Origin of the sequence: Dokdonia sp. Asnod1-B02 (assembly GCF_045063955.1) — a bacterium.
Classification (GTDB): Bacteria; Bacteroidota; Bacteroidia; order Flavobacteriales; family Flavobacteriaceae; genus Dokdonia.
Genome location: NZ_JBEFNW010000002.1, coordinates 1234080 through 1250729 on the forward strand (window position 1 = coordinate 1234080; position 16650 = coordinate 1250729).

Annotated in this window: 12 protein-coding genes; 5 read left to right on the forward strand and 7 right to left on the reverse strand. The window is 38.5% G+C overall.

Annotated elements, in window-relative coordinates; genetic code table 11:
- Nucleotides 1–5: 5 nt before the first annotated feature.
- The 6 genes from ACJJVU_RS05630 to murC form a co-directional block, all read right to left on the reverse strand.
- On the reverse strand, nt 6–605 hold the full coding sequence (locus tag ACJJVU_RS05630) for a hypothetical protein (protein ID WP_405223154.1): 600 nt from the start codon (nt 603–605) through the stop codon (nt 6–8).
- 212 nt (nt 606–817) lie between these two features.
- Nucleotides 818–1726 (reverse strand): SecDF P1 head subdomain-containing protein, encoded by a 909-nt coding sequence (locus tag ACJJVU_RS05635; protein WP_405223157.1) that lies wholly within the window; start codon nt 1724–1726, stop codon nt 818–820.
- Nucleotides 1727–1844: 118 nt separating this feature from the next.
- Complete coding sequence (gene mdh / locus ACJJVU_RS05640; protein ID WP_405223160.1) at nt 1845–2771, reverse strand: malate dehydrogenase; 927 nt, start codon at nt 2769–2771, stop codon at nt 1845–1847.
- 861 nt (nt 2772–3632) lie between these two features.
- Nucleotides 3633–5576 (reverse strand): DNA topoisomerase (ATP-hydrolyzing) subunit B, encoded by a 1944-nt coding sequence (gene gyrB, locus ACJJVU_RS05645; RefSeq protein ID WP_298328644.1) that lies wholly within the window; start codon nt 5574–5576, stop codon nt 3633–3635.
- Nucleotides 5577–5818: 242 nt separating this feature from the next.
- A complete protein-coding gene (locus ACJJVU_RS05650; protein ID WP_405223164.1) occupies nt 5819–6454 on the reverse strand; it encodes a hypothetical protein in 636 nt (211 codons plus the stop codon).
- Nucleotides 6454–7806, reverse strand: a complete 1353-nt coding sequence (gene murC, locus ACJJVU_RS05655) for a UDP-N-acetylmuramate--L-alanine ligase (protein ID WP_405223167.1) — start codon at nt 7804–7806, stop codon at nt 6454–6456. Before murC ends, ACJJVU_RS05650 begins: the two co-directional genes overlap by 1 nt.
- Before the next feature lie 295 nt (nt 7807–8101).
- Here murC and ftsY point away from each other — a divergent pair, with 295 nt between their 5' ends.
- The 5 genes from ftsY (at nt 8102) to ACJJVU_RS05680 (ending at nt 13995) form a co-directional block, all read left to right on the forward strand.
- Entirely contained in the window at nt 8102–9055 is a 954-nt protein-coding gene (gene ftsY / locus ACJJVU_RS05660; RefSeq protein ID WP_298328633.1) for a signal recognition particle-docking protein FtsY, read from the forward strand.
- A 13-nt stretch (nt 9056–9068) separates the two neighbouring features.
- Nucleotides 9069–9401 (forward strand): hypothetical protein, encoded by a 333-nt coding sequence (locus ACJJVU_RS05665; RefSeq protein WP_405223171.1) that lies wholly within the window; start codon nt 9069–9071, stop codon nt 9399–9401.
- Nucleotides 9402–9438: 37 nt separating this feature from the next.
- Nucleotides 9439–11121 (forward strand): amidase family protein, encoded by a 1683-nt coding sequence (locus tag ACJJVU_RS05670; protein ID WP_405223174.1) that lies wholly within the window; start codon nt 9439–9441, stop codon nt 11119–11121.
- A gap of 160 nt (nt 11122–11281) precedes the next feature.
- Entirely contained in the window at nt 11282–12634 is a 1353-nt protein-coding gene (gene rimO / locus ACJJVU_RS05675; protein WP_405223177.1) for a 30S ribosomal protein S12 methylthiotransferase RimO, read from the forward strand.
- A 116-nt stretch (nt 12635–12750) separates the two neighbouring features.
- Nucleotides 12751–13995, forward strand: a complete 1245-nt coding sequence (locus ACJJVU_RS05680) for a hypothetical protein (protein ID WP_405223180.1) — start codon at nt 12751–12753, stop codon at nt 13993–13995.
- Between the two features lie 133 nt (nt 13996–14128).
- On the opposite strand, the gene ACJJVU_RS05685 is transcribed toward ACJJVU_RS05680, so the two are convergent.
- Entirely contained in the window at nt 14129–16618 is a 2490-nt protein-coding gene (locus tag ACJJVU_RS05685; RefSeq protein WP_405223183.1) for a M14 family metallopeptidase, read from the reverse strand.
- Nucleotides 16619–16650: the final 32 nt, after the last annotated feature.

A 16650-nucleotide genomic window follows, 5' to 3' on the forward strand; every position in this document is an offset into this window, starting at 1 on the left:
ATGCCTTATGCAAAGGGGCCGGCCCTTGTTTCAGGTATGTTGTAGAAAGAGTTAGTGAAAGCAACATCACTTCTCTTGTGATTGTTGTAAGCAGTTTGTGTTTGAGTTTTAACTACGTGCTCACTTAGTTTGTGAAGGCTAGCATATACTTTTACGGTAGAAGAACGTGTAGACTCAGATTTTGACTCAACAAGAACTCCAGCAGCACCTTCCATGTCTGTGCTGTCTTGTATTTTATAAACGTCAAGCTCATAATGACCGAGCTCGTTTTCTTCTGGTATATCTGAGTTATCTTTCTCAAGGTTATAAACAGTATGTGATGAGGTAGGTGATAATTTGTTCTTTATATCCGTAACATCAATAGTACTGTAGTATGATACTTTTAAAGATCCATTATCAAGTTGCTCTACTTTAATATTATCAACTTCAAGCGAGCTCAGCTTGTCTTTTACTAATGTGATGGCATGTTCAGATTGAGAAAGGTTTGCCTCAGTGTCAGAAAATGTAATAATTATTTCCTGATTAGGCGCAGTGCGTTGCTCCATGCTTATACTTACGATAGCAAGGGCAATTATAAAAGCACTTATGAACCACTTATTTCTCACACACTTAATTATAAAACATCATCTATTGCAGTTTTGCGTCTAGATTTCTGTTTTCATCAAACACGCAAATATAGGATTCTCAGAGGTAGTACCCAATAATTTTTGTGTCATTATAATGATATGTTAAGTTGCATGATAAACGTATAAGGAGGAAGGTTTGATGTGTGTATTTACGCTTTCGCGAAAGCGTAAATAATACTTATCAAGCTGAGTTAATTATTATTTGTAATAAATTTTGTGATTTCTAATTGCGGAATGACATTAGTAGAAATTACTTGTGTAAGGCTTTGTGCACTTTCTACCGTGTAATTGCCACTTATCTCGGTTAGACCACCAGTAATCGCTTCGATTGCCATAGGTGCAGCATGTACTTGATTATCTATCACAATGGCAATTGCAAACCTATCTGTAGCAGCTCGTCTAGTGAGGTCTTCCCAGTCTCTAGCAGCTTTAGGGTTCATAGCAATATTTATGGTTGGTTTTCCTATTTGAGAAAATGTTTGCCTTGCATTCTCTACAAAATTACCGTGCATTGCTGGTTTTCCAGATGGATTGAGTACAAGTGCGTATAGTGTTATGTTATCACTAGTATCTGGTATACCCCAAACAAATTTCACATTGAGATTTTCTTTTTCTAATAATGATTGTACTTTTTCTGCGTGTAATGTACGGTTTACAAGTGCTGTATCTTTTATATTGCTTATTCCTATAAATGGTGTGATATTAGGTGGTGAAGCCATAAATACTTCATTAAAATGTTTGATACTCCGGTCTCTTTCAGGGTTAAGCTCTGCTGTATATGGGTCTATAATAGTAGGCATTATTTGTTTTATTGATGCGGTCTCGTAAAATGCCAGGGAGCCAGGTGTCTCGAGTAGGGTTCTTATATAGTCTTCGGTTGTGTTTGTCTTTAAGGTTATACGTGCTTGGTGGTTACTTTCGGTATCAATTATAACATCAACACTAGACGGATCTAGTCTATTTTTTATGGTTTCTAGATGTTGTGTTGTAAGCTCTTGCGATTGTGAGGTGATGTAAATCTCAAAGTTATTTTTAGGTTTTATACTTATACAAGAAGATAAGTTTAGGAGTAGGCACAAAAGGAATAGTTGTGTTTTCATATAAAAATGTATTATCCGAAGATATATAATATTGAGATGATTACGCTTTCGCGAAAGCGTAAAAAAAAAGCCTGCTACATTGAAGTAACAGGCTTTTTAAAGAGTTATAGAGGTTATATTATAGCTCTAATAGACCATTTGTTGCTTTAACACCTTCAGCACTTTCTGCTAGATGCGCTTTTTCTGCATCACTAAGGTTGATTTCAACTATTTTTTCAATTCCGTTTCTTCCTAATACTACAGGTACTCCGATACAAAGATCAGAAAGACCGTATTCTCCATCAAGGAGTACAGAACAAGGGAAAATTTTCTTTTGATCACAAGCAATTGCTTGTACAAGTCCAGATACTGCAGCTCCTGGTGCATACCAAGCAGAAGTTCCTAGAAGTTTAGTAAGCGTTGCTCCACCTACTTTAGTATCTTCTTTTACTTGTGTAAGTCTGTCTTCAGAAATAAATTCTGATACAGGTACACTGTTGCGAGTTGCAAGACGTGTAAGAGGTACCATTCCTTTATCTGAGTGCCCACCTATTACCATTCCATCTACATCTGAGATAGGAGCTTCAAGAGCTTCGGCAAGACGGTACTTAAAACGAGCGCTGTCTAGTGCTCCACCCATACCGATAATGCGGTTTTTAGGAAGTCCAGTTACTTTATGTGCTAGGTAAGTCATTGTATCCATAGGATTAGAAACAACGATAAGAATAACATTAGGTGATTCTTTTACAAGGCTAGCGGCAACTGTTTTTACAATACCTGCATTGATCCCGATAAGTTCTTCACGAGTCATTCCTGGCTTACGAGGAATTCCAGAAGTAATTACTGCGATATCACTACCAGCAGTTTTTGAATAATCACCAGTAGTACCTGTGATTTTTGTATCAAACCCGTTTAACGAAGCAGTTTGCATTAAGTCCATTGCTTTACCTTCGGCAAAACCTTCTTTAATATCTACTAAGACAACTTCACTTGCAAAATCTTTGATTGCAATGTATTCTGCACAACTGGCTCCTACGGCTCCAGCACCGACTACAGTAACTTTCATATGGATGTAATTTTAAGGATTTATAGTATGATTTTAATAGCTTTTTACGCTTTTGCGAAAATACAATAACTCTCTCGTTTATCGTGAGCTCTGACGCTAAATGTATGTTAACCAACAAAAAAAATCCCCGCTTCTCATAGAGAAACGGGGATGAACAAGCGGGGAAATTCACAATCCAAATGAATCAAATAATAATCGCTCGTTTTTCACTCTTAAACTATTTTAAATACCCAACTTATAATAGTGTAAATGTGACAGTTGTTATGCTGCATTACAAAAATAAGGGGCTGGATTGTATTGAATAAATGATCACTAGCGCTGCCCGATAATTTTAAGTTTTAAGCAATTCATCGAAGATAAGTGCTTGTTAACGGCTTTTAAATAGAATTTTATGTTGTCCAAGCAATAGATTTGCGGGCTATGCAGTTAGGTGGAGTTTGACTGTGATATGACAAAAAAAATCCTTGCTATAAAATAGCAAGGATTTATAGGTTGCTAATCTCTATCCAATTAAACCCCTACATCTAATCTTAAGAAATTAGCAGAAATATGTTATAAATAATCTAAAAATATCCCTTTCGAGAGTAAATATAGACATAGCTTTTAATTCACTAGGAAACTCAAAAACGAATATAATGCGAATAGTAATATGTGCGCTTTATCGATAATTAAGTGTTTTTTGTCTGTTTAATTGCCGAGTTTTAAAATCTTGAGTATTGTTGGGTACTTGGATAGTTGGCTGTAAAATCGAGTGTAATACGATGCACAGGTCTTTAGATTCAGAGAGGTGTTAATTACTTCAAAAAAAAATGGTCCTGAGAAATTATCTCAGGACCATTGTAATAAAATATAAGAGTTTTGTTAAACGTCTATGTTTGCATAAATAGCGTTCTTTTCTATAAACTCACGGCGAGGTGGTACCTCGTCACCCATAAGCATAGAGAATATTCTATCTGCTTCTGTACCATTATCTATGGCAACTTGACGTAATGTGCGGAACTCAGGATTCATTGTTGTATCCCATAATTGTTCTGCATTCATCTCTCCAAGACCTTTGTAACGTTGTATAGATACTCCTTGAGTTCCCATAGAATCTGCGATGGCATCACGCTCTTTATCATTCCAAGCGTATTGCTTTTTCTGACCTTTCTTTACTAAGTATAGTGGAGGAGTGGCAATGTATACATAACCATTTTCTACAAGCTCCTTCATGTAGCGGAAGAAGAAAGTAAGTATCAGGGTAGAAATGTGACTACCATCTACATCGGCATCACACATGATGACTACTTTGTGATAACGTAGTTTAGATAAGTTAAGCGCTTTACTATCTTCTTCAGTACCTATAGTTACACCTAATGCTGTAAAAATGTTTTTGATTTCTTCGTTTTCAAAAACTTTGTGAACCATAGCTTTCTCTACGTTCAAGATTTTACCACGTAATGGTAAGATAGCTTGAAACTCACGATCACGTCCTTGTTTTGCAGTACCACCTGCAGAGTCTCCCTCGACAAGGAATACTTCGCAAAGCGTAGGATCTGTTTCAGAGCAGTCAGATAGTTTCCCAGGGAGACCACCTATACTCATTACCGTTTTACGTTGTACCATCTCACGTGCTTTCTTTGCAGCGTGACGTGCTTGTGCAGCTAGAATTACTTTCTGAACGATGATTTTGGCATCATTCGGATTTTCTTCCATGTAGATCTCAATCATTTCGGCAACGGCCTGAGATACTGCAGAGGTAACCTCGCGGTTACCTAATTTTGTTTTAGTTTGCCCCTCAAATTGTGGCTCACTTACTTTTACAGAAATAATAGCAGTAAGTCCCTCACGGAAATCATCACCAGCAATATCAAACTTAAGTTTGTCTAGCATACCAGATGCATCAGCAAACTTTTTAAGCGATCCTGTAAGACCACGACGGAAACCAGCAAGGTGTGTTCCTCCTTCGTGTGTATTAATGTTATTTACATAAGAGTGTAAGTTCTCTGCGTAGCTGTCATTATAAATCATGGCTACTTCAACAGGGATACCATTTTTCTCACCTTCCATTGAGATAACCTCACCTATAATAGGAGTACGGTTACCGTCTAGAAAGCGTACAAATTCAGAAAGTCCTTCTTTACTATGGAAAGTCTCTGTTTCATGCTCTCCTTTCTCATTCTTAACTCGCTTATCAGTAAGCGTAATCGTAATTCCTTTATTAAGGTATGCTAACTCACGTAAACGAGATGCTAGTGTATCATAACTATATTCTGTAGTTTGCTGGAAAATACTGTCATCTGGTAAGAATGTAACTTCTGTACCAGTAAAGTCTGTATCACCTATAACTTTTACAGGGTACATAGCTTTACCACGCTCATATTCTTGCTCCCAGATTTTACCTTCCTTGTAAACGGTAGCTCTTAAGTGGTTAGATAATGCGTTTACACAAGATACCCCAACACCGTGAAGACCTCCAGAAACTTTATATGAATCTTTATCAAATTTCCCTCCGGCACCTATTTTGGTCATTACAACCTGAAGGGCAGAGACACCTTCTTTTTTATGAAGCCCTACTGGGATTCCACGACCATTATCTCTAGTCGTGATAGAGTTATTTTCATTTATAGTTACATCTATGGCGTCACAATAGCCACCCATAGCCTCATCAATAGAGTTATCTACAACCTCATATACTAAGTGGTGTAATCCTCTTACACCCACATCACCGATGTACATCGATGGACGCATACGTACGTGCTCCATTCCCTCAAGGGCCTGAATACTGTCTGCCGAGTACTCTTTCTTCTTAGCGTCGTCGCTCATATTTTAATAGTTAAATTGTCTAAAAACAAATATAAAGAAAGGGACTCCAGAATAGGCTCTAAAACCTCTCTAAACCCTTGAAGTTATTAACATATTGTGGAAAAAAGAGATGCCTTTTTTCGATGCGTATTTTAAGATGTTTTTTACGCTTTCGCGAAAGCATAAAAGCAAAATCAAAACTGAGTTTGATAATGCCGTAATGATTCCTTTTGAAGTTCTTATTTCTTGTTGTCGAGGTTAAATTATCTAACAATCACTTCTGTGTTGATTTTAATAACTTTTTCGAGAGTAAAACATCTTGTAAATTCTCCTTTATAATTTTGTGTGCATTTCTTTTTGATAACACCATTGAAGTTTGGGAGAGTATCATTGAGCTTACCTCTTGTTATGCGGTTTATAAAGTTAGGTTTGAAATTCGGTATGTTTTTATTTATTTGATAATGCGTTGTATTGAGTTTTTTTCTTTTCTTTCTTTTTTCATCAATAGGCTGAAGAGTTAGATTTGCTATAGAATCTTTGATAGTACTTTCAACAGTTAAGGCAAAGTTTTTATTAATTGAATTGGGGCCTGGTTGATATTCATGAATCATGGACTTAGATATCGTAAATTGAAAACCTTCTGCAAGTTCATAGCTCTCTAATTGAGCACTAAGGTGTTTACGGCTATCAGAAAAAGTAAGATTAAAATAATAAGTACTATCATTCTTAACGTGAACACTTGCCTGGTAACTATTATCCATGCTTTTGTGGAATTGAATCCATTTCCAACGCACGGGATTTTTGTCAAAGGAGACATAATCGTATACTATTGCATGGTCAAATGTGTATGTTTTTTGCCCGAATACAAGAAAAGGAATAAATAAGAATAAATATTTCATTACACCAGCCCCTTAACCTCCTCAAAATCTAGTCCACCATAATTACCGCTACTCATAAGTAATACCGCTTTGTTTTTTAGCTCTTGTTCAAAAAGAAACTTTTTAAAGTCGGTTGGATCTGTGTAGATGATGAGATCATCGCGTTCAAAGGCAGTTGCTATTTGTTGCGTTGTAATAGGCTCTAGTTTTTTGATTTCGACAGCGTGTGGAGAGTAGAATACCACAGCAACATCTGCGCTGTCTAGCGCGCCTTTATATTCGCTTAGAAATTCTGGATTAAGACTGCTGTAGGTGTGCAGTTCTAGACAAGCTATAAGTGTGCGGTCTGGATACTGCTCTTTTACAGCCGTAGTTGTAGCACTTACTTTTGATGGGCTATGTGCAAAATCTTTGTAGATGACAGTGTTATTAGTTTCTGCAATTTTTTCTAGGCGCTTGCTAGCTCCTGAGAACGTAGCGATGGCTTCATAAAAGTCTTCTTCTACCACGCCCATGTGCTGGCAAATCCACTTTGCACCTGCAAGGTTGTTGAGGTTGTGTTTCCCAAAAACTTCAATAGGCATTGGCCCATCTGGGGTTTCTAGCAAAGTCTCTCCATCTTCAATGCTGTATGCTGGAGTTTCGTATGGATATTTTTTAATGTGTGCAGTGGCATTTTCTACCACTTTTACGACATTTTCATCTTCTGTGTTGTAAATCATTGCACCACCATTGGTCATAGAATTCACAAAAATCTGAAACTGCTCCACATAGTTATCAAACGTAGGGAATACGTTAATATGATCCCATGCAATACCGCTTAGTAGGGCAATGTTGGGCTTATATAAATGAAATTTAGGTCTGCGGTCTATTGGGCTACTTAAGTATTCATCACCTTCTAGTACCATAAAATCTGCATCATCTGTCATGCGCACCATGGTGTCAAAGCCTTCTAGTTGCGCGCCTACCATATAATCTACTTCTTTCTCCCAATAATGCATGACATGCAAGATCATAGAAGTAATAGTGGTCTTACCGTGAGAACCGCCTATAACAACACGGGTTTTATTTTTGGCGCGTTCATATAAGTACTCGGGATATGAATATATGTTTAGTCCTAGCTCTTGTGCTTTTAAAAGCTCAGGGTTATCTTCCTTTGCGTGCATGCCTAATATGACAGCGTCAAGATCTACTGTAATTTTTTCTGGAAACCATCCAAATGCTTCAGGTAGCAATCCATACTTTTCAAGTCGGGATTTTGACGGGTTAAAGATAGTGTCATCACTACCTGTAACCGTTTCTCCTTTATGATGTAATGCGAGTGCTAGATTGTGCATTGCTGCACCACCTATAGCGATAAAATGGATATTCATATAATCTTATTCTTTGAAGTAAAAATAAGATTATACTCTCAAACTACCATAACAGAAGTCAGGTAATTAGTCATGGGTGTTTTGAGGTTTTTACGCTTTCGCGAAAGCGTACTTCAACGCTTCATAACCATTGCCACGACTGTAATTAAGGCGCTTTTTTTAATAGCAAGTCTCTATAATTATTTAAAAAATTGACAATCAGTAGTGTAGTCTGCGAGGTGACATAACGGCATTCTCCCTAAAAGGCACTATTTTTGTCTTACCGACACCATACCAGAAAACCGCCAACACAATTATGAGTTTTTTCAAAAAAATATTTAGCAAAGAAAAAAAAGAAACCCTTGATAAAGGTTTAGAGAAAACAAAGACGAGCTTCTTTGATAAGATGAGTAAGGCAGTTGCTGGAAAATCTAAGGTAGATGATGATGTTTTAGATAATCTTGAAGAAGTACTTGTAACGAGTGATGTGGGTGTAAAAACTACGCTTAAAGTAATTACTCGTATCGAGGAGCGTGTGTCACGTGATAAGTATGTAGGTACAGATGAGCTTAACCAGATCTTACGTGAGGAAATCGCTGGCTTACTAAGCGAGACTAACGTAGGAAACGCAACAGAATTTGAAATCCCTAAAGGTGCCAAGCCACACGTGATTATGGTGGTAGGTGTAAACGGAGTAGGAAAAACTACAACGATAGGTAAACTTGCATATCAATTTAAAAAGCAAGGACTCAAAGTAGTTTTAGGAGCTGCAGATACGTTTAGAGCAGCTGCTATAGATCAATTACAAGTGTGGGCAGATAGAGTAGATGTTCCTATTGTAAAACAACAAATGGGTAGTGATCCAGCCTCTGTAGCGTTTGACGCGCTAGAGAGTGGTGTAAATCAAAACGCAGATGTGATTATTATTGATACTGCAGGGAGATTACATAATAAGGTAAACCTTATGAACGAGCTTACTAAGGTGAAGCGCGTGATGCAAAAAGTAGTAGGAGATGCTCCTCACGATGTACTTCTTGTACTTGACGGATCTACTGGTCAAAACGCCTTTGAACAAGCAAAACAATTTACGGCAGCTACGGAAGTTACTTCGCTTGCTGTGACAAAACTAGATGGTACTGCCAAAGGTGGTGTGGTTATAGGCATTTCTGATCAGTTTCAAATCCCCGTAAAATACATTGGAGTAGGAGAAGGTATCGAAGATTTGCAAGTGTTCAACAAAGTTGAGTTTGTAGATAGTTTCTTTAAATAAGCCATTACTTTTTATGAAACTCGTTCCTAGGTGGCTTCCAGAACTTACGTTGCGCACTTTACGAGTTGTTGTCATTGGTTTTATGCTACTTAATGTGTGGAGCGTGTATACGGCACATGCTACAGTAAGAAGCGAACTTGTACCTAAGTATCTAGCTCAGTACTCTGCTTTTCCTCATTATATTTTTATTGTTTTTTATAGTCTCATCATATTTTATATATGGAGAATTCTTAAGGGAGCACTAGCTTCAGAAAATTGGTGGGTGCCAGTAATTGCAGTGATTACATTTGAATCTACTAAGTTTTTTATCTACGGTTTCTTGATGTGGGTTAATCCTTTTGGATAAACCTTTTTGTATTTTTAGAGGACTATAAAAATGCACTATGAAATACCTTTATACTCTCGCGCTCGCAACGGCGCTTTTTTCTTGTAAAAACGATGCTCCTACAACCACAATAGATACAACTCCTAGATACGTGTGGGAAGCTTATAATGACTCTCTAGATATTGCAAAAACGCAAGCCCTTGAAAATAGCAGAATGCATCTCAAGCTTGTAAATGCTAAGGGACTCGATAAAAATGATATTTGGAAAGATCTTAATGGGGAGATAAATACGCTTTCGCGAAAGCGTATCTCAGAAATCTCTCCGCTTATTATAGAGCAGGATATTCCAACCATCCAGAAGCACATCAAAAATGGCGATTACTCATACGAAGAACTTACGCTATTTTATTTAAACCGTATTGCTCGTTTTGAAAGTGATAACGACTTGGCGCTTAACGGAGTCATCTCACTCAATAAAGAAGCGGTACAAGAAGCAAGAGCACTGGATAATAAAGATAAATCTACCATAGATGAATATTCTGTGTATGGAATGCCTATACTTTTAAAAGATAATATAGGAGCAGCTGGTATGATTACGACTGCAGGTTCTGTAGCGCTTGCAGATAATAACGCAGGAGATGCATTTATTACAAAAAGGCTTAAGGAGGAAAATGCCATTATACTTGGTAAGGCCAACTTGAGTGAGTGGGCATACTTTTTATGTACAGGTTGTCCTGTAGGTTATAGTGCCGTGGGTGGGCAAACTATTAACCCATACGGTCGTTTGCAATTTGAGTCGGGAGGTTCAAGTTCTGGATCAGGGGTGAGTGTAGCAGCAAATTATGCAGTAGCCGCCATAGGATCAGAAACGAGTGGATCTATATTATCACCTTCTAGCCAAAATAATCTGGTCGGGCTTAAACCTACCATCGGTCTTTTAAGCCGCAGTGGGATTGTGCCAATTTCTAGTCACTTAGATACTCCAGGACCTATGACGAAGAATGTAGTTGATAACGCAATCCTATTACAAGCACTCACAGGTAAGGACACTGCAGATGCTTATAGCTATACATCTTCTGGTAATTATGTACAAGCTGTTAAAGAAGGAAATCTTGAAGGAAAATATCTTGGTGTGATAAAAGGATACTTGCAAGACAGTACTTATGCGGCTGCCATTGATAAATTAAAGCAAACCAAAGCTACACTCGTTGAGGTGGATATGGAGCGAGTTAATATGCCTGGTTTTCTGTCTATCTTAAATATAGATATGAAAATTGATCTACCTGCTTACTATGATGCTGAGGTAGCCTCATCTGTAAAAAATAGAAATATAGAGGAGCTTATCACATTTAACAATCAAGATAGCTTAACACGTATTCCCTACGGTCAACAGCTTTTTAAAGGTATCGTTGCAGATAGCACAACCGCTGTAGAGCTTAAAGCAATTAAAGAAAACCTTATGGAGGTTACTCAAGCATACTTCCAAGACGCATTGAGTAAGCACCCAGAAGCTGGTGGTCAACTAGACGCCATACTTTCCATAAATAATTATGATGCTGGCTATGCCGCAGCAGCACACTATCCAGCACTCACAATACCTATGGGCTTCACCGCACAAGGCGAGCCTAAGGGAATTACCATCATCACTCCATCTAAGCAGGAAGAAGTGATTTACAATATTGCAGTAGGTGTAGAGAGTACACTTAAAGCTAGAACGTTACCAGAAGGATATCAGGAATAAAAATAATCTAGATGACTAGAAGCTAGTTAGTTTTAGAAAATATAATACATATTAGAATGAGAAAAAAGTCAGCAGTAAGATGCTGACTTTTCTCGTTTTAGATAGCTTTCTTATTACTATGTTATTTGGCTTATCTTTGCACTCCCTTAAAAGGAATGCTATGCGTACAAAATCATTAAAAAAGAATAAAATAAACGTAGTAACTCTAGGTTGCTCAAAAAACGTTTATGACAGTGAGGTCTTAATGGGCCAGCTTAAAGCAAATGAGATGGATGTTGCTCACGAGGAAGAAGGTAATATCGTCGTGATTAATACTTGCGGTTTTATAGACAACGCAAAAGAGGAGTCTGTAAACACTATTCTTGAGTATGTAAAGCAAAAGGAAGAAGGAGAAGTAGATAAAGTTTTTGTAACAGGATGTTTATCTGAGCGTTATAAGCCGGATCTTCAAAAGGAAATTCCAGATGTAGATCAGTATTTTGGAACAACAGAATTACCGGGATTACTTAAAGCACTTGGGGCAGATTATAAGCATGAACTTATAGGGGAGCGTATAACAACTACTCCAAAAAACTATGCATACTTAAAAATAGCCGAAGGTTGTGATCGTCCTTGTTCTTTCTGTGCGATTCCTTTAATGAGAGGTAAGCATAAATCAAAATCAATAGAGCACTTAGTGATTGAAGCAAAAAAACTTGCTGCAAACGGCGTGACAGAGTTGATTCTTATTGCGCAAGATCTTACATATTACGGTCTTGATTTATACAAAAAACGTAACCTTGCAGAGCTTCTTGAAAACCTTGTTCAAGTAGAAGGAATCGAGTGGATTCGTTTGCACTATGCATTTCCTTCTGGATTCCCAGTTGATGTACTTGATGTGATGAACCGCGAGCCTAAGGTGTGTAATTATATCGATATACCACTGCAGCATATTGCAGATCATATTTTGAAGTCTATGCGTCGTGGTACTACGATGGAGAAGACAAATGCGTTGTTAGACCGCTTTCGCGAAAGCGTACCAGGAATGACTATAAGAACTACGCTTATTGTTGGGTACCCTGGAGAAACAGAAGAAGATTTCCAACTTATGAAGCAATGGGTGAAAGATCAGCGTTTTGAGCGTTTGGGTTGTTTTACATATTCTCATGAGGAAAATACACACGCATTTAACCTAGAAGACGATGTGCCTGAAGATGTAAAAATGGATCGTGCCAATCAGATTATGGAGATCCAATCACAAATCTCTTGGGAGCTTAATCAGCAAAAGATAGGGAAGGAGTTCAAGATTGTTGTAGATCGTAAAGAAGGAAACTACTTTATAGGTCGTACAGAATTTGATTCTCCAGATGTGGATAATGAAGTACTTGTAGACGCAACAAAATTCTACTTAAAAACAGGAGATTACGCGATGGTAACTATCACAGAGGCCGAAGATTTTGACCTTTATGCTGAACCACTTGTAGCTTTAGAGCGACCACAAGCTTTACACGCAAAGCGCGCTACTAAAAAGTAAGAAGTAGTAACATGATTTATATAAAGCCTTTCAGAACAAATGTTTTGAAAGGCTTTTTTGTGTGTAAGAGTTTCTGCGCAACGCTTACATTTGTAGCATTTATAAACACATTCCCTATGCGTATTACTGGTTTAGTATTTTTTGTTTTAATCTTCTTCACTTCTTGTAAAAAGTCTAATCAAACGGAGGTTGCACCAGTCATAGAACAGTCAGCTGTAGAAATGGCTACTGTCAATGCCTCACTCACTACTATAGAACTTCCTTCTACAGGAAAGTCTCATTTACCTAGACTCAAGTCGAGTGGCGGTAAATTACATATGACTTGGGTGGAGCAAGAAGACAAGATGGCGATTGTAAAATATGCTAGTTACGATAGTGCCAAGTGGAGCCAACCTAGAACCATTACATCTGGAGATAACTGGTTTGTAAACTGGGCAGATTTTCCGGCACTGGGTGTAAATGGTGATTACGTGCTCACTAATATCTTAGAAAAATCTGCAGAGGGTACGTATGATTATAATATCAAATTGCAATTATCTAAAGGTGATCAAATAATAAAAGACGATTTTCTGCTCAATACAGATGATGTAGATGCAGAGCATGGCTTTGTATCAATCCAAGCGTATGATGGAGGTTTTTATGCTAGCTGGCTAGACGGAAGAAATACTAAAAACGAAGACAAGGCTAAGAATCAAATGACCCTGCGCAACGCCTACATAGATTTGGCGGGAAATATAACTCAAGATACGGAGATAGATAACCGAGTTTGTGACTGCTGTAATACAGCTATCGCAATTACAAATAATGGTCCTATTACCGTTTATAGAGATCGCACAGAAACTAAACCTGAGGTACGAGATATGGCAATCGTACGTTGGGTAGATGGATCATGGACAAAACCTATGGTTATAGGAAATGACAATTGGGAGCTAAATGGTTGCCCCGTAAACGGACCTGCAATCGCGACTCAAGAAGAAAATGTGGTGGTGAGTTGGTTTACTGCAGAGGGTGAAACTCCTAGAGTTCTTACAGCATTTTCAAACGATAATGGAGCCTCTTTTGGAGGTGCAATACGTGTAGATAACGGAAGCGCAATAGGTAGAGTAGATGCAGATTTTATGAGTGATGGTAGCGCTCTCATCTCGTGGTTAGAGCCAATGGGTGAAAACGTTGTACTACAAGTAGCACGAGTATATGTAGATGGCACACACGACGCACCAGTGACAGTAACCAACACCTCTGCCGAACGACAAAGCGGCTTCCCACAACTAGAGGTTGTAGGCGATGCAGTATATGTCGCCTGGACAGATCTTGATGGTGAAAAGAGTGAGGTCAAGATGGTGAGGTTTGAGATGAAATAGCCTAGTTTTTCCAATAACGTAACCTACCCACAACAGTGTCCCTCTTCCAAGAGGGAGTCAGGGAGATGTCCGCAAGAGTAACAAAAAAAATGCCCTGAAACAGGGCATTTTTTTGTTTTAGTAAGCGTTGTATTTACAAACTGTACTTTCCATTATTAGTCAAGAAAATAGCATTGGCAAAAAATAACTTCCCATTGTGCCAGAAAGCTCTAAAAAGTGGATCATCTACCATGTAGATTACACTTCCACGCCCCATGCGTTCTTCTCCAAAAATAAGAGACTTGCTAAGTTTTGCTTTGGCATTATCACCCGCAAATCCTGCAACGTTGGTTACTTCTTCTGGAATGTAAGACACGTTAAAACCTTTGTCAAGATATGAATAAGAGTTGCTTCCTAGTTTTAAAGAGTAGTAGGTGTCATCGTACCCAAAAGCCATAGGATGTGTAGGGTCTACTTTGGTTTTAAAGATAGAACCTGTTATAAAGTTTGTCGTGCTTGCGTTCTCGCGTTCTGCATATGGAATGAGATTATCATCGCTCGAAGTATCGTCGTCATCACTTGAATTGCTGTTGCGTTTTAAGTTAAACCCAGATTTTCCAGCAAAACTTCCTACGGCATTTGCTATCGCGATTACTTTTCCGCCACCGCGCACAAAATCTTTCACTTTATCTAGCGTACTATCATTAAGTACACTTCCGTACCAGCCGCTAGGCATTACAAGTACGTCAAATTCTTCAAGGTCAACGCGACCTAAATTACCAGTATCAATCGAGGTAGCAGGATATCCTAGTGTTTGCTCAAAGAAATACCAAGTGGCTCCATAACTTAATGATGAGGTTCCTTCTCCTTTTAATAATGCAATTTTCGGCGGATTGATAAGCTTCATAGATGATGATCCAAAGTCAGGACCAGAGGTCGAAAATGAAGTATTAGTTGCGTTAAGGATTCTGTTATGCTTTCGCGAAAGCGTATTTACAACCTCATTAAAATCTGTACGTCCTTTGTTATCACTTTTTGTAATTACTAGCGATCCTCGTTCATAAGAGATACCATTATTTGCAAAAGGCTTTTCTGTAAAACGGACTTTAATTCCTTCTTTTAATAAAGCTGCAAGTAGCTTTGCATCTTCAAGGCTATTCCACTTTGCGATATAACCTGCTGCGTTTGCGTTCAGGTTTGAGTTGTTTGTGGTAAAAGGATCTGCCGCATTTGCAGTAACGAGTGATGTGCTTGCTACAGCATTAAGCCCGTAAGCGTGTGGTAAACTCCAGGCAGTAATGTCATAGGTAAGTGGTGTGCTCAGTTTTGCATCTGGCTCAAGAAGCGCTTTTACCATTTTACCTTTTGGCTGATTAGTGCTCACGACCATAGCCATATCATAACTCATGCTTCCTTGACCGTTTGAGGTGTAAGAAAATCCTGAGGCTTTCCCGTTTGATGAGAAGCCATATTTGATCTCGTGCCTGTCTAGCAGTGTCGCAAGTTCTTTAAGATTGTCTAGATTTCCAGAAAGTACGTAGCTTTTATATTTAAGGCCGCTTGTGTTGAAGTAGTCTTTAAATTGGGTGTTAAGCTTACCAGCATTTGCAGAGGATATTTCTATAGTAGAAAGTCCTGTGGTTTTGTGATGTGCCACACGGTCAACAAGTGTAAGTTCAAAACCTTGATCTGTATCTATTCCTAATCCTGCACGACCGTGACCGGCTTGCTCGTAGGTCATCCCTATCGCACCCATAAACATAGGGTATGTATCTCCGTATGATGGATAAAGTAAGTCAAAACTCTCTCCGGTAAAAAATAGCCAACCTTCTTTATCAAAATAGCGAGCGTGGTTTTTTCCTATTTCTACTTGGAATTCTTGTTGCCAGTCTGTGATAATCTCATTAAAAGGCTCTGCTGCTGGAGCAAAGTAATAAGGGCTATTAATGCCTTGCTCGTGGAAATCTACATGCACGTGTGGCATCCACTTATTATATACTTTTAATCGTTGCTGCGATTCTACTTGAGAAGCCCAAGCCCAATCGCGGTTTAGGTCAAAAAGGTAGTGATTAGGTCTTCCTCCTGGCCACGGCTCATCGTGCTCTGCAGCTACTTGAGCTGGATCATATGGTGTAGATGCCACTTGGTTAAACCAGTTTGCATAACGGTCACGTCCATCTGGATTTACACAAGGATCTATAATAACCACAGTGTTTTCTAGCCAGTCTTTTTTTGTTGTCACAAGTTCATACAATGTAGCCATAGATGCCTCCGTAGAAGAAGCTTCGTTACCATGCACGTTATATGAAAGCCAGACTATTGCCTTATCTGCCGTGCCAGAATTACCAGAGGCAATACCTGTTTGTTCAAGATTTGCTTTACGTATGTTTTCTAGATTGTTGTGATTTGTAGTTGTTGTAATTACTGCATACGTAAGCGGTCTGCGCTCATTTGTTTTACCATATGTTTGGTACGTTACTAGGTCACTATTTTCTGCAACATGCTCAAAGTAACGCACTACATCTGCATGACGTGAGAACTGCGTTCCAATCTCGTAGCCCAGAAATTCTGAGGGAGATTGTACTTGTGCGGTAAGTAATGTTGTGAGAAATAAGGCGACAAAAAAGCTGTAGATTCTGAGCATTTGGTTGGTTTTAGCAAAAGCTAAAGCTATAA